This window comes from Arthrobacter sp. NPDC056691 (genome assembly GCF_042791415.1).
Taxonomy (GTDB): domain Bacteria; phylum Actinomycetota; class Actinomycetes; order Actinomycetales; family Micrococcaceae; genus Arthrobacter.
In genome coordinates, this window is the sequence record NZ_JBHTXX010000013.1 from 26,492 (window position 1) to 39,989 (window position 13,498).

At 67.9% G+C, this 13,498-nt stretch carries 14 protein-coding genes; 9 read left to right on the top strand and 5 right to left on the bottom strand.

Annotation, left to right across the window (positions count from 1 at the left end; translation table 11 throughout):
• Window positions 1-5: 5 nt before the first annotated feature.
• The 4 genes from ACFRAU_RS12400 to ACFRAU_RS12415 all read right to left on the bottom strand — a co-directional run bounded on the left by ACFRAU_RS12400 (window position 6) and on the right by ACFRAU_RS12415 (window position 3,764).
• Window positions 6-335 (bottom strand): Dabb family protein, encoded by a 330-nt coding sequence (locus tag ACFRAU_RS12400; RefSeq protein ID WP_378000202.1) that lies wholly within the window; start codon window positions 333-335, stop codon window positions 6-8.
• A gap of 1 nt (window position 336) precedes the next feature.
• Window positions 337-2,028 (bottom strand): FAD-dependent oxidoreductase, encoded by a 1,692-nt coding sequence (locus tag ACFRAU_RS12405; protein WP_378000152.1) that lies wholly within the window; start codon window positions 2,026-2,028, stop codon window positions 337-339.
• Window positions 2,029-2,097: 69 nt separating this feature from the next.
• On the bottom strand, window positions 2,098-2,859 hold the full coding sequence (locus ACFRAU_RS12410; protein WP_377994302.1) for an SDR family NAD(P)-dependent oxidoreductase: 762 nt from the start codon (window positions 2,857-2,859) through the stop codon (window positions 2,098-2,100).
• Between the two features lie 119 nt (window positions 2,860-2,978).
• Window positions 2,979-3,764, bottom strand: a complete 786-nt coding sequence (locus tag ACFRAU_RS12415; protein WP_377994301.1) for an IclR family transcriptional regulator — start codon at window positions 3,762-3,764, stop codon at window positions 2,979-2,981.
• 133 nt (window positions 3,765-3,897) lie between these two features.
• On the opposite strand from ACFRAU_RS12415, the gene ACFRAU_RS12420 reads away from it, so the two are divergent.
• From ACFRAU_RS12420 to ACFRAU_RS12440, 5 genes are all read left to right on the top strand, one after another.
• Window positions 3,898-5,658 (top strand): FAD-dependent oxidoreductase, encoded by a 1,761-nt coding sequence (locus tag ACFRAU_RS12420; RefSeq protein WP_378000153.1) that lies wholly within the window; start codon window positions 3,898-3,900, stop codon window positions 5,656-5,658.
• Between the two features lie 20 nt (window positions 5,659-5,678).
• Complete coding sequence (locus tag ACFRAU_RS12425) at window positions 5,679-6,464, top strand: IclR family transcriptional regulator (protein WP_378000154.1); 786 nt, start codon at window positions 5,679-5,681, stop codon at window positions 6,462-6,464.
• Between the two features lie 97 nt (window positions 6,465-6,561).
• Window positions 6,562-7,806: a cytochrome P450 gene (locus ACFRAU_RS12430; protein ID WP_378000155.1), complete on the top strand. Its 1,245-nt coding sequence runs from the start codon at window positions 6,562-6,564 to the stop codon at window positions 7,804-7,806.
• Window positions 7,799-9,088, top strand: a complete 1,290-nt coding sequence (locus ACFRAU_RS12435; protein ID WP_378000156.1) for an NAD(P)/FAD-dependent oxidoreductase — start codon at window positions 7,799-7,801, stop codon at window positions 9,086-9,088. The genes ACFRAU_RS12430 and ACFRAU_RS12435 overlap by 8 nt, the downstream gene beginning before the upstream one ends.
• A gap of 10 nt (window positions 9,089-9,098) precedes the next feature.
• Complete coding sequence (locus ACFRAU_RS12440; protein WP_378000157.1) at window positions 9,099-9,437, top strand: 2Fe-2S iron-sulfur cluster-binding protein; 339 nt, start codon at window positions 9,099-9,101, stop codon at window positions 9,435-9,437.
• 94 nt (window positions 9,438-9,531) lie between these two features.
• On the opposite strand, the gene ACFRAU_RS12445 is transcribed toward ACFRAU_RS12440, so the two are convergent.
• Window positions 9,532-10,203 carry an acVLRF1 family peptidyl-tRNA hydrolase gene (locus tag ACFRAU_RS12445; RefSeq protein WP_378000158.1) on the bottom strand — a complete coding sequence of 224 codons (672 nt, stop codon included), beginning with the start codon at window positions 10,201-10,203 and terminating at the stop codon, window positions 9,532-9,534.
• Between the two features lie 62 nt (window positions 10,204-10,265).
• Here ACFRAU_RS12445 and ACFRAU_RS12450 point away from each other — a divergent pair, with 62 nt between their 5' ends.
• The 4 genes from ACFRAU_RS12450 (at window position 10,266) to ACFRAU_RS12465 (ending at window position 13,394) form a co-directional block, all read left to right on the top strand.
• Window positions 10,266-11,786, top strand: a complete 1,521-nt coding sequence (locus ACFRAU_RS12450) for a replication-associated recombination protein A (protein WP_378000159.1) — start codon at window positions 10,266-10,268, stop codon at window positions 11,784-11,786.
• A gap of 171 nt (window positions 11,787-11,957) precedes the next feature.
• A complete protein-coding gene (gene rpsD / locus ACFRAU_RS12455; protein ID WP_215049997.1) occupies window positions 11,958-12,584 on the top strand; it encodes a 30S ribosomal protein S4 in 627 nt (208 codons plus the stop codon).
• 185 nt (window positions 12,585-12,769) lie between these two features.
• The gene (locus ACFRAU_RS12460) at window positions 12,770-13,144 is read left to right on the top strand and encodes a DUF948 domain-containing protein (protein ID WP_003800727.1); all 375 of its coding nucleotides are present in this window, start codon (window positions 12,770-12,772) and stop codon (window positions 13,142-13,144) included.
• A gap of 19 nt (window positions 13,145-13,163) precedes the next feature.
• Entirely contained in the window at window positions 13,164-13,394 is a 231-nt protein-coding gene (locus ACFRAU_RS12465; protein WP_377994293.1) for a DUF6167 family protein, read from the top strand.
• Window positions 13,395-13,498: the final 104 nt, after the last annotated feature.

Sequence of the window (13,498 nt, forward strand, 5' to 3'; positions counted from 1 at the left end):
TCTCCTTAAGACTGCGTTGTCTCAATGGGTGCCGGCGTGGTGTCCGGGAGGTGGAAGTCCACCGCGAGGATCTGCCGGCTGTTGGGGAACGAGTACGCCTTCAGCGGCTCGTGGAGCGGATGCGTGTTGTACACGGCGATGTCCTCAACACTTTCGAAGTCGGCCACGATGGCGTAGTCGAAGGAGCGTTCGGTGTTCAGGACGTCCGGGCCGTGGCTGAGGCTGTGCATGCCTGGGATCTTTCCGGCCATGTTGTTGAGCCCGTCAATCCAGGCCTGCCGGTCCGCCGGCGGGAAGTCGGGCTTGAACTGGAAGAGCACGGTGTGGCGGATCATCTCAGGCACCGGCCTCCACAAGCTCGGCCACCGGTGACGGCGCGGGAGGAACATAGGCCGGGACATAGGCCGGGGACTGGCCGGCGAGGGTCCGGCCGGCGAGGTAGCCCATGGTCATGATGGGCCCGAGGGTGGCACCGGCGCCGGGGTAGCCGGCTGCGTAGGCGTTTTCGGTGGTGTTGCCGGCGGCGAACAGTCCCGGGATGGGGCGGTTGTCGACGTCCAGCACGCGGGCTGAGCCGTCGGTGGCCACGCCGCCGTTGGTGCCGAAGGCGCCGTTCACCACCTCCAGCGCGTAGAACGGGCCGGACTCGAGCGGACCCAGCGAGGGGTTCGGCCACGGGCAGTCGGCGTCGCCCCAGTACTTGTCATAGGCGCTTTCGCCGCGGCCGAAGTCGGGGTCCTCGCCCGTGACCGCGAATTCGTTGAAGCGGGCCACGGTGGCTTCCAGGTTCTCTGCAGGAACGTTGATCTTCGCGGCGAGTTCAGCCAGTGTGGGAGCCTCGATCAGGTAGTCCGGCGTCGGCTGGCCTGCGCGGTGGGCCAGGATGCCGTAGCGCTGCAGGTAGCCGCGGTCCACGATCACGTGCGCCGGGGTGTTCAGCGTGCGGTTGGCGGCGGAGTCCCAGGACTGCAGGCTGCGGGCGAGGTCGTTGTAATTCTGGGACTCGTTGGCGAAGCGGCGGCCGTGGCGGTTCACCACGATGGATCCCGGGCCCTGCCGTTCGAACCGCAGCAGCGTGCCCACCGGCTGGCCGTCACGGGTGTCGCCGGTGACGGACATCGGCGCCCACCAGGCTTCGCGCGTGCCGCGGGTCTGGCCGCCGATACGCTGCGACATCCGCAGCCCGTCGCCGGTGTTCGAGGGCGGCGAGCACATCGTGTACAGCCGGGACGCGAGCATCGAGTCGGCCAGTGCCTTGTCCCATTCGAAGCCGCCGGTGGCCAGCACCACGCCGTCGCGGGCATGGAACGCTTCACCGCTTTCCAGTTCGACGCCGGTCACCCGGCCGCCGTCGGCCAGCAGGCGGTGTCCGCGCGCCCCGGTGACCAGGGCGGCTCCGTCTCGGACCAGGCTGGCGAGCAGCATGGAAACCAGCGCCTGCCCCTTGGCAACCAGGCCTGCGTCCTGGCGGCGGGCAAGGTCCTCCCAGGGGAACTTGGTGAAGGCACCCCACTCCTCGTATTCCTGCATGGTGAAGGGCGCGCGGCCATCGCTGCGCACGTGCTCCCGGAGGCCGCCCAGGGCATCGACGCTGTTGAACAGCTCTGGCTCCACCGTGCGGCCGCCTGTCACGGCGCCGGGCAGGTCCTGCCGGTAGTCGGGGAAGTTGTCCAGGAAGATGAAGCGCACGCCGCACTCCGCCTCGACGAAGCGGAGCATCTGGTCGCCGTAGTTCAGGGCAGCATCCAGCAGTTCCTCCCGGCCCCTGCCGCGGGCGACGGCCCGGACATACTCCGCGGCCGCTGCCTTGGAATCGGTGATCCCGGCCTTCCGTGCGTGGTGGTTGTCCGCCACCCACAGCATGCCACCGGACACGGCCGACGTGCCGCCCAGGAGGTCACTCTTTTCGAGGACGACGACGGACTTGCCGGCGCGGGCGGCGGTGGCCGCCGCGGTGAGCGCTCCCGCACCGGAACCGACGACGACGACGTCGTAAGTGTCCGCGGAGGTGCCGTTGACAATTTTCATGGGGTATTGCCTTTCAAAGGAAGATGATGGGTGCTGCTGCTGTTGGCGGCTGCGTCAGGGGGCGCGGCGTCAGACAGCCGTGTAGCCGCCGTCGATGACCAGCTCGGAACCCGTGGTGAAGCGCGACTCGTCCGAGGCCAGGTAGAGCACGCCGTAGGCGATCTCGTCCGGTTCGCCCTGGCGCGGCAGCGGATTGGAGCCCACCAGTTGCTTGTAGTAGGCCTCGGGGCCGATGTCCGACTGCTCGGCTGAGCGGCGGCTCATCCTGGTGTTCATCGATCCGGGGTGGATGGAGTTGACGCGGATGCCATAGCCGCCGTACGCCGCGGCGTCCGACTTGCTCAGGAGCCGCACGGCGCCCTTGGTGGCGTGGTAGAGCGGAACGTTCCGGCCGCCGGTGAGGCCGTGGATGGACGAGAAGTTGACGATGCTGCCGGTGCCCTTCTCGATCATGCCGGGAACCACGTGCTTGGTCATCAGCCATACGCCCTTGACGTTGACGTTGAAGATCGTGTCGAAGTCGGCAGTCGAGGCGGTATGGGACGCCCCTGCCGGGCCGATGATGCCGGCGGCGTTGACGAGAATATCGGGCGTGCCCAGTTCGTCGCGGACCCGGCGGATGGCGTCGGCGACGCTGGCCTCACTGGTGACATCGACGTCGTACTCATTGATGTTTTGGTGGGCGGTGGCGGCGGGGATGCCGGCGACGTCCAGGCTGGCGACCTTTGCGCCGTGTGCGGCAAGGAGGGCGGCGGTGGCGCTGCCCAGGTCTCCGCGGCCTCCGGTGACAATGGCGGTCTTTCCGGCCACGCGTTTCTGGATGGGATTCATGTGGTGCTCCTCGTGATCCTGCAGCCTCGTCGCTGCTTCCCCGCCAGCGTGGCAGGGGATCTGTGAGCGGAACCACACGATTACCGATGAACGGCAAAAGCTGCTTTCCGTGGCTTTGGTCAGTGACTCTGGCGAAGAGTGCCCTTCAGCTCGCCCCGCCAGCCCAGGGCGCGGGAGATCCCGCGCGCCGCGGCCATCAGGACCGGCACCCGGGCAGGTGCGTTCTCCTCGTTGCGCGGCACCACCACGCTGAGCGCGGCCCGGACGGTGTTGTCGGCGCCGAACACCGGCACGGCGATGCCGCTGGACTCCGGCACGATCACCCCGGGCATTGCGGCGAAGCCGCGCTGCCGGATCTCGGCCAGGTGGCGCCGGAGCGCAGCCGGCTCGGTCAGCGTGGTCTCGGTGAACTTCGTCAGCGGCCGCGCCAGGAAAGCGTCCTGGTACGCGGCGGGGGAGTGTGCCAGCAACACCAGGCCCGAGGACGTGGCATGGACCGGCAGCCTGCCGGCGATCTTGGTGATGTCCACGATGGTCCTGTCCGAGCCGAGCCGCTCGATGTACAGGACCTCGTCCGAATCGAGGATGCCCAGCGTGGTGGAGTGCTGCACCACCGCCTGGACGTCCTCCATGAACGGCAGGGCCGCTTCCCGCAGGCCCAGCATCTTGGAGCCGCGGGAAGCCAGTTCCCACAGGCGCGTGCCGATATGGATGTCCCCGCCGGGCTCGCGTTCCAGCAGCCGTTCGAGCAGCAGGTCGTTGACCAGCCGGTACGTGGTGGTCACCGGCAGGCCGGTGCGCCGCCCCAGCTCGGCGACGCTCATGGCGGCGTGCCGGTCATCGAAGGCGCTGACGATCCTCACGAAACGGCCGATGATCGACTCGCCGGATGCGGAGTTGGCCACTGTTCCTCCTGTCGATTCCCGCTCAATGGTAATCCTCCTCCCGCCCGGCCGTGCTCCCGGCTCTACTGGGGGTTTGTCAGTCAACGCCCCCGCCGCAACGTCAGTGGCAGGCGGGCAGAACGGAGCAGGAACCATGACAGAAACCGCTAAGACGGCGGTCTGTGACGTCCTCGTCATCGGATCGGGCGTGGCCGGGATGGCCTCAGCATTGAAGGCCGCTGCGCAGGGATTGAGCGTGATCGTGGCGGAAAAGGAACAGTACTTCGGTGGAACCACGGCTATTTCCGCGGGCTGGGCCTGGGTCCCCGGCAACAAGCACGGCGTGGCACAGGGCGACACCCGCGAGGACGCCGAGACCTACCTGAAGAACCTGGCCCCTGAAACGTTCAACGAGGCAGGAGTCAGGCACTTCCTGGACACTGTGCCCGAGGCCATCTCCTTCTTCGAAAACGAAACCGACGTGAAGTTCACCTACCCGGAGAAGGCCCCGGACTACCAGATGGACCTGCCCGGGGCGAGGCTGTCCGGCCGGGCCATCCTGCCGCAGGACGTGGACGCACGCGTGCTCGGCGACAAGCGGCTCCTGATGCAGCCGTACATGAGCTCCTACACAGTCTTCGGCTACATGCCGCAGGTGGGGCCGGACATCAACGAGTTCTTCCACGTGAACCAGTCGGTCAGGTCCTTCGTCTATGTCGCGAAGAAACTGCTGCGCACTTGGACCGATGCCGCCCGCTACAAACGTCCGGTCCTGCGCTCCAACGGCAACGCCCTGATGACCCGCATGGTCAAGAGTGCCGACGGCCTGGGTGTCCGGCTGTGGAAGTCCTCACCGGCGCTGGCCCTCACCAGGGACGACGACGGCACCGTCTCTGGTGCGGTCATCGGCGGAGAGCACGCGGTGACCGTCACGGCGCGAGCCGGCGTCATCCTCGCCGCCGGCGGATTCTCCGGCAACAAAGAACTGCGGCAGCAATACTTCCCGCACGACGCCGACGGAGACGACCACTTCACTCCCACCGTGGGCCACGGGGGAGACGGCGCAACGCTGGCCATGGGCGCCGGCGGATACATCGACGATTCCGTGTTCAGCGTCGGCTCCTGGGCTCCGGTGACGGTGTTCAGGTACCTCAACGGCGAACAGCGGCTGTTTCCGCACCTGCGGGCGATCGGCCTGCCCGGGCTGATCGCCGTCGACCGCCACGGAAACCGCTTCGGCAACGAGGCCCTGAGCTACCACGACTTCGGCGGCGCCATGATCGAGCACAACAAGGACGAGGGCAGGACCTTCGGCTACGTAATCGGTGACGCCAAGACGATGCACAAATACGGCATCGGCTACGCCAAGCCCTGGCCGATGCCCCGCGGGTACTTTTACCGGACCGGCTACCTGGTCAGAGGGAACACCCTTGCTGAACTGGCCGGGAAGCTCGGCGTCGATGCCGCGGGCCTGGAAGCCACCGTTGCCGAATTCAACCCGGCTGCCGAGCGCGGCGAGGACCCGGCGTTCGGCCGCGGCTCAACCCTCTACAACAAATTCCGCGGCGACATGGACCACAAGCCGAACCCCAACCTCGCGCCGGTGGGCAAGGGCCCCTACTACGCGGCGAAGATCCAGATGGGCGACCTGGGCACCTTCGCCGGCGTCAGGGTCAACGAACACTCCGAGGTGGTCACGGCGCAGGGCTCTGCGGTCCCCGGGCTGCTTGCCGTTGGCGCCGCGGCCGTGAGCGTGTTCGGCGGCGGCTACCCGGGCTACGGGTCCCACATCGGGCCCGCTTTGGTGTTCGGCTACCGGGCCGGACGGGACATCGCGAGGCTCGCCGCGGAGCGGAACGCGGCGCGGATCGGGACACAGACCGCGGCGAGTCCGGCCAACGCAGCGGCCAGCTAGGCGCCGGGCCGGAGACCGCCATGGCCAACTCTTCCTCAGGGGAATCCGTCATCAGCCGCGTGGTGCGGCTCATGAGTGCCTTCGACCGGAACCTGCCGGCCATGACTCTCTCCGGCCTTGCCCGCCGCGCCGGCCTTCCCCTGACCACGGCACACCGGCTCGTCGACGACCTGGTCCTCCACGGCCTGATTGAGCGGCTGCCGGACGGGAACCTGTGCTCCGGGATGCGGATGTGGGAACTTGCTGCCCGGGGCTCGCGTGCCCTGAACCTTCGCGAGCTGGCGCTGCCGTTCATGGAGGACGTCCAGGCCGCCGTCCACCAGCACACCACCCTGGCCGTGCTGGACCACGGGACCGTGCTGTACGTGGAGCGGCTCTCGTCGGCGCACTCGAGCCTGGACGCGGCCCACATTGCCCAGCGGATGCCGATCCACGCGGCGTCGTCCGGCCTGGTGCTGCTGGCCTTCTCCCCGCCGGCGCTCCAGGCCGGGGTGCTCTCGAAGCCGTTAGCGCCCGTGACCTCCGAGACCATCACCGACCCTGCCCTCATTCGGAGGCACCTGGCGGATATCAGGCAGCGCGGCTACGTGGCTCTGCCCGGCATCGGCGTCACGGAATGGACGGGCATCGCCGTGCCCGTCTTCGGGCCGGGCAACACGGTCGCTGCGGCGCTCAACGCCATCGTGCCGCGGCAGGACGCGGCGGTTCCGGTGATCGTCCCCGCCCTGCTGACCGCTGCGCACGGGATCTCCCGCGCGCTGAAATCCGCCGCTCCTGAAGACGCGGCAGACTTTCGCAACCGATGAACGGAAGACCCGTGGGGGCGGGTGCGGCGGATCCCGCACTGTGGAGTGAGAGGCGGATCACATCGGATTACGCCGAAGCCAACCCGAAAGAAGGACGATGATGTCTTGCCCACTGACAGAAACTCTTCCCCCGTATTCGCACGAACTTGACTGGCCCGCGGGCATGGCGCCCTTCAAGGTGGTCGACGACGGGACCCAGGGTGATCCCTACCGCCACTACCAGTGGATGCGGGAAAACGCTCCGGTGCTCCGTGCCCATTCACCCGTGTCCGATGTCTGGTTCATCTCCCGGTACGACGACGTCCGCCGGGCCATGCGGGCACCGAAAGTTTTCTCCTCGCAGGTTGTGGACCCGGTCCCGCTGACGTTCCTGACGCTGTTCGACGCCCCCAACCACACAAGGCTCCGCCAAGTGGTGGCGCAGGCCTTCACCCCCAAGGCCATCGCGCGCTTTGAGGACCGGGTGCGGGAGAACGCGGAAATGTACCTGGCGCCCATGCTCGCCGCCGGCGGCGGGGACGCCGTGGATGACTACGCCATCCCGCTGAGCATGTCCACCATCAGCGCCCTGCTGGACGTTCCTGCCGAGGACTTCGAGAAGATGAAGTTCTGGTCCGATGAGACCTTCAGTTACTTCGGCCGGCTGGCCCGCAACGCCCAGGGCACGGGCACCGACGAGCAGAGCACCTTCGAGTTCTTCGCCTACCTCAAAGACACCATGGAGCGCCTGTACCGGGAGGAGAGCGACTCTGTTGGCGGGCACATCGCCCGGATGTGGAAGGAAGGCCAGCTCAGCGAGAAGGAAGCCAAGGAGCTCTGCGCTTTCGTCTTCGTCGCCGGCCATGACACCACCACTATCCTGCTGGCCAATGCATTCCGGGTCTTCAGCGAGCAGCCGGACCTGCTGGGCCGGATCCGCCGGAACCCGGACGACGCGAACCTCTTCGTCGAGGAACTGGCCCGCTACCGCGGCACCGTCCAGCGGGCCAGCCGGATCACCACGGCGGAGGTTGAGGTTGCCGGCGTGACGATTCCTGCCGGCGCCATTGTCCGCCTGCTCCCCGCCGCAGCGAACCGGGACAGCAGCAAGTACCCCGACGGCGAGCGCTTCGACATCGACCGCAACACCGACGGCCACCTGGGCTTCGGGCACGGGGTCCACAGCTGCCTCGGTGCGCCCCTTGCGAGGCTAGAGGTCCTGGTGACAGTGAGGCTCCTCGCGGAAAAGCTGGGGTCGCTCACGCTGGATCCGGCCAAACCCATCGAGTACGTGCGCGGCAACAACCTGACCAACTCGGGCCCGGAGCGCCTCCACGTGATGCTGGAGCAGGCCGATGCATAACGATGAATGGAGCACCGAGACCAAAGACCCGGTGGTCATCGTCGGCTCGGGTCACTCCGGCGTCGCTGTCGCCGCCGGGCTCCGTACCCGCGGCTGGGAAGGCGGCATTCTGCTCATCGACGGGGAGAGCGGACTGCCCTACGAACGGCCGCCGCTTTCCAAGGAACTCCTGAAGGACGGCGCCCCCAACGAGTCAGCCGTGCTCCGCAAGGACAAGTTCTATGCGGACAAGGGCATCGTCAGGCTCGCCGGCGTCTCTGCGGAGTCCATCGACAGGGGCGCCCGGACAGTGCTGCTTTCCGACGGGACGCGGCAGGCCTACTACCGGCTTGTCATCGCCACGGGTTCACGGGCGCGGCCCCTCACGGTGCCGGGTGCGGGTCTTCCCGGCGTCAGATCCCTGCGGACCCGGGATGACGCGCTCGAACTCAAACGGCTGCTGGTCCCGGGAGCCCGGGTGGCCATCATCGGCGCCGGATACATCGGACTGGAAGTGGCCGCAGCCGCGGCCGCGACGGGCTGTGAGGTGACAGTGCTCGAATTCCAGGACCGCGTGATGAGCCGGGTAACCTCAGCCCACGTATCGCACCACTTCGAACAGCTCCACGGGCGGCACGGGGTCCGGTTCGTCTTCGGCGCCGCGGTCACGTCGATCGACGGCGGACAACGGGCCGAACGCGTGACCGTCGCCGACGGCACCGTCTTTCCTGCCGACGTCGTCCTCGCCGGCATCGGCGTCCTGCCCAACCAGGAGCTGGCTGCGGACGCCGGCCTCGACTGCCGGGACGGCATCCTCGTGGACGGCGACGGCCGGACCTCCGATCCTGCGATCTACGCCAGCGGCGACGTCACACGGTTCACCAGTCCCATCGACGGCGCCAGCCAGCGGCTCGAGTGCATCCAGAATGTACTGGCACAGGCAGACCGGGTGGCGGCGCACGTCACCGGCCAGGCGGCCGCTGAACCGGAAATTCCCTGGTTCTGGACCGTCCAGCACGGTGTCAGGCTGCAGACCGCAGGCGTCCGTCATCCCGCGGATCAGGTGATCGTCCGCGGCGAACCCTCCGGCGGAAAATTCTCGGTGGTCTACCTCCGCGACGGCCGGTTGGCCGCCGTCGACACCATCGCCAACCTGGCCGATTTCCGCACGGCCAAACGGCTGATCGCCGAAGGGGCCCGGATCGACCCGCGACTGGCCGCTGACTCCGACATCCCTCTCGCCGAAGCCGTTTCCGGCACCCCCAAGCACTCCGACGCTGACCTCGCAGCAGCCCGATCCTAAGGAACCCGACATGAGCAACACCAGCACGAGCAGCAACACACTGACCGTCGTCGACCGCGAAGGCGCCACCCATGACGTTCAATGGGAGCCGGACCAGAGCATGATGGAGGCCCTGCGGGACAATGACCTGCCCGTGCTGGCATCGTGCGGCGGCACCGCCTCCTGTGCCACCTGCCATGTGTTCCTGGCGCAGGAGGTCTTCGACACCCTGGCGGAACGCAGCGAGGACGAACTCGAGCTGCTCGCGGAGGCCGAGGGCTACCGGGAATGCGGCTCGCGGCTCTCCTGCCAGGTGGGATTCAGCCGGGACCTCAACGGGGTCACGGTGACGCTGGCACCCGAGGAGTAGGCCGCGCCGCTCCGTTTCGACGGTTCCGTGCCCACTCGACGTTCCGCAACGTCTTGTGGGCAGGGAACCGTCGAATCGGCGGCCGGCAGCTGCACTAAGTGGGCGGGTCCGTCACCGTCACCCGTACCGCGCAGGCGTCCGCCGCGGCCTTCTTCAGGACAGCCGCCCGCGGATCGGGAACATCGAGGTAGGCCAGGCGCGGCAGCCCTGCCCAAGGTTTCAGGACAGGCAGTGCCAGGACTTCGTCGGCCAGGGCGCGGTCGCCGCCCGGGAGGATGTACTCGAAGGCCTGGCCGGCAAACACCAGCCGTGCCTGCTCCGCCACCGCCTCCACCATCGCGTCCGCCTGGTTGGCGCGGCGGCGGGCGAACCGCTGCTGCGACTGGCCGCCGGCGGCGGTGCGGGACTGCACGTATTTGGAACCCGTCTTGGCGGCGAGGATTGTCCCCTCGCTAACGACGGCCACACCGTATCCTCCGCGGCGGATCAGGAGCAGGCCCACCCTGCGCGGCTGGGACGCCAGCGAAGCCAGCCGTTCCACGAGGCCGCCTCCCCGCCCGGGCCGGCCGTCGTCGGGCCACGGCGCCACCAGCAGGGCGGTGGCGCCGTCCGCGGCGGCCAGCCGCACGCCGTCGTCGTGATCCTCGTATTCCAGATCACCGTGGCCGGCAGCGAACCGGTCAACCCAGCCGGCCAGCCGCGGGCCGGGAACGAACGCCGTCCTGGTGGGCGCCGCACGTCCCTGCGTCGGACCGCTGCCTGGCATTGCCGGTTTCCCTGCTTTCGTGGTCGGATTTTTCGTCTTGAATCTAGAAGTAGCCTATCTATGTGGATGATCTCTTTGGTTCGGCGGCACAGGACAGCGACGACGGGAACGACGGCGACGACGACGGCGCCTCTGATTCCGGGCAGTCGCGGTCAGCGCAGGCCCGTTCCACGCAGCCGCGCAGCCCGCTGGCCGTCCGGATGCGTCCCCGCACGCTGGACGAGGTGGTGGGGCAGCAGCACCTGCTGGGCCAGGGATCCCCGCTGCGGCAGCTGGCGGCAGGTGCCGACGCCGCCGGTCCGGCCGGCCCCAGCTCACTGATCCTCTGGGGGCCGCCGGGCACCGGGAAAACCACCCTGGCCCACGTCATCGCACGCGGGCCGGGGCGCAAGTTCGTGGAGCTCTCCGCCATCACCTCCGGGGTCAAGGACGTCCGCCGCGTCATGGACGACGCCCTGACCGCGCGTGACCTGTACAAGACCACCACCGTCCTCTTCCTCGACGAGATCCACCGCTTCAACAAGGCACAGCAGGACGCCCTGCTGCCCGGCGTCGAAAAGGGCTGGGTGGTTCTGGTGGCGGCAACCACGGAAAATCCGTCGTTTTCGGTGGTCTCGCCGCTGCTGTCCCGCTCCCTGCTCCTGACGCTCAAGCCGCTCACCGACGCGGACATCGAGGGCCTGCTGGTGCGGGCCGTCAAGGATCCCCGCGGGCTCAACGGCAACGTCCGGCTCAGCGACGAGGCCCTGGAACACCTCGTGCGGCTGTCCGGCGGCGACGCCCGCCGGGCGCTGACGGCGCTGGAAGCCGCCGCCGGCGTCGCGTTCGGTGACGCGGACGACGTCGAAAGTTCCGGTGCGCCGCAGGGTGACACTGAGGCGGAGGGTGACACTGACGCGGACGGCACAGTTGATAAGGGCGCAGGCCAGACCGTCACCTCTGACCCGGTCACCGTAGGGCTGCGGCACACCGAGCGTGCCCTGGACGCTGCAGCCGTCCGCTACGACCGCGCCGGCGACCAGCACTACGACGTGGCCAGCGCGTTCATCAAGTCCATCCGGGGGTCCGACGTGGACGCGGCACTGCACTACCTCGCACGGATGCTGGAGGCGGGGGAGGACCCGCGCTTCGTGGCCCGGCGCATCGTGATTTCGGCCGCGGAGGACGTGGGCATGGCGGATCCGACGGCGCTGCAGACCGCGGTGGCCGCGGCGCAGGCCGTGCAGCTCATCGGAATGCCGGAGGGCCGCATCGTGCTCGCCGAAGCCGTGGTCCACCTGGCCACGGCGCCCAAGTCGAATGCGGCGTACATGGGCATCAACAAGGCCGTCGCGGACGTTCGGGCGGGGCTGGGCAACGGGATCCCCGCGCACCTGCGCGACTCGCACTATCCCGGGTCCAAGCAGCTGGGCCACGGAGTGGGCTACAAGTACGCCCACGATGCCCCGCACTCGGTGGCCGCCCAGCAGTATCCGCCGGACGACCTCGTGGGCCGTGACTACTACGAGCCCACCGCCAACGGCGCGGAGCGGGACATCGCCGTCCGGCTCGAACGGCTGCGGAAGATCGTCCGGGGCAAGTGACCGCCGTGGTAGGATGGATGTTTGTCTGGCAAGGCACGGACGCACAATCCACCGAATTCTAGTTCGACGGAGCTGTGCCCTGTGCCCAGTAGCAAAAGGCAGCGGTTGGCCGATGCTCTCCATGATGGAGGCCAGTAACACTGACACGCCGCAGATATTGGAAGGACACAAGTGGCTAACAACACTCGTGCTCGCCGTCAGGCCCGCCTCTCGCGGTCCCTCGGCATCGCTCTGACCCCCAAGGCCGCCAAGTACATGGAGCGCCGCCCGTACGGCCCCGGTGAGCATGGCCGCGCCCGCAAGAAGCAGGACTCCGACTACGCCGTACGTCTGCGCGAAAAGCAGCGTCTGCGCGCCCAGTACGGCATCCGCGAAGCCCAGATGACCCGTGCCTTCGAAGAAGCACGCCGCACCAAGGGCCTGACCGGTGAAAACCTCATCGAACTGCTCGAAATGCGCCTCGACGCCCTCGTGCTGCGTGCCGGCTTCGCCCGCACCATCGCACAGGCCCGCCAGCTGGTTGTGCACCGCCACATCCTGGTTGACGGCATCCGCGTTGACCGCCCGTCCTTCCGCGTCGGCGAGGGCCAGCTGGTCCACGTTCACAGCCGCAGCGAAACCATGCCTCCGTTCCAGGTTGCAGCAGCCGGCGCGCACCGCGACGTCCTGCCCCAGGTTCCGGCCTACCTGGACGTCAAGCTGGACGCCCTGCAGGCCCGCCTGGTTCGCCGCCCGAAGCGCTCCGAGGTCCCCGTGACCTGCGAAGAGCAGCTCGTCGTCGAATTCTACGCACGCTAAATTCCGGCAGCGTATCCAAAGAAGCCCGTGGCAAGCGCCGCGGGCTTCTTTGTATGTAAGGTACTGAGCTTTAGGTAAGGTACTGGGCTTTGTATGTAAGGTACTGGGGGGACATTTGCGGCTGCAGCACGTCGGCCGCCGCACGCCCGGTACAGTTCCACGGAGTTTCAAGGAGATGAACGTCTATGTCTGGTGGCGATATTGCCGGCCTGATCGCGGCCGGGGTATTTGCGCTCCTGGTCCTGTTGCTGGCTGTGCCCATTCTCAAGCTGGGCCGGGTGTTCGACGAAGTGCGGACATCCATCCGCTCCATCAGTGACGGCGCCACCCCGCTCATGGACGAGGTCACCGCAACGGTCTCCACCACCAACCAGCAGCTCAAGAAAGTGGACGGCATCGCCTCCAACGTTTCGGATGCCTCGGCCAACATCTCGGCGCTGTCCTCCCTCGTGGCCGCCACTGTAGGTTCGCCCCTGATTAAGGTGGCCGCGTTCAGCTACGGCGTCCGTTCCGCGTTCGCCACCCGCAAGAAGCCCGCCACCGGCCGCCGCAGCCGCTAAGCCCACCCGGAGAACTGATATGAAACGACTTGTCTGGATGGGAATCGGCGTGGCCATTGGGGTCATCGCCTTCCGCAAGGTCACCGAGGCGCGGTCAGCGCTGGGACCCGAAGGCCTGAACCGGGCCGTGGGCCGGCTCGCCGACGGCGTGTACGACTTCGCCGACGCCGTCCGCGCCGGCATGCGTGAACGGGAAACGGACCTGCGCAGCGCGCTGGGTGTCGAATCCCAGGACGTCGTCCGCCGCTAAACGCGCGAGAATTAAAACCTGCAGTGCCCACAAACGCCGGGACTGCCTCTGAATCAAACCGTCACGCGCCAGCATGCGTGAACCAAGAAGGGTAAGTAATCAGC

Coding starts and splice junctions, on each gene's coding strand:
- ACFRAU_RS12440 (WP_378000157.1), top strand. CDS start 9,099: ATGAGCAACACCAGCACGAGCAGCAACACACTGACCGTCGTCGACCGC.
- ACFRAU_RS12405 (WP_378000152.1), bottom strand. CDS start 2,028: ATGAAAATTGTCAACGGCACCTCCGCGGACACTTACGACGTCGTCGTC.
- ACFRAU_RS12400 (WP_378000202.1), bottom strand. CDS start 335: ATGATCCGCCACACCGTGCTCTTCCAGTTCAAGCCCGACTTCCCGCCG.
- ACFRAU_RS12410 (WP_377994302.1), bottom strand. CDS start 2,859: ATGAATCCCATCCAGAAACGCGTGGCCGGAAAGACCGCCATTGTCACC.
- ACFRAU_RS12435 (WP_378000156.1), top strand. CDS start 7,799: ATGCATAACGATGAATGGAGCACCGAGACCAAAGACCCGGTGGTCATC.
- ACFRAU_RS12445 (WP_378000158.1), bottom strand. CDS start 10,203: ATGCCAGGCAGCGGTCCGACGCAGGGACGTGCGGCGCCCACCAGGACG.
- ACFRAU_RS12420 (WP_378000153.1), top strand. CDS start 3,898: ATGACAGAAACCGCTAAGACGGCGGTCTGTGACGTCCTCGTCATCGGA.
- ACFRAU_RS12425 (WP_378000154.1), top strand. CDS start 5,679: ATGGCCAACTCTTCCTCAGGGGAATCCGTCATCAGCCGCGTGGTGCGG.
- ACFRAU_RS12430 (WP_378000155.1), top strand. CDS start 6,562: ATGATGTCTTGCCCACTGACAGAAACTCTTCCCCCGTATTCGCACGAA.
- ACFRAU_RS12460 (WP_003800727.1), top strand. CDS start 12,770: ATGTCTGGTGGCGATATTGCCGGCCTGATCGCGGCCGGGGTATTTGCG.
- ACFRAU_RS12465 (WP_377994293.1), top strand. CDS start 13,164: ATGAAACGACTTGTCTGGATGGGAATCGGCGTGGCCATTGGGGTCATC.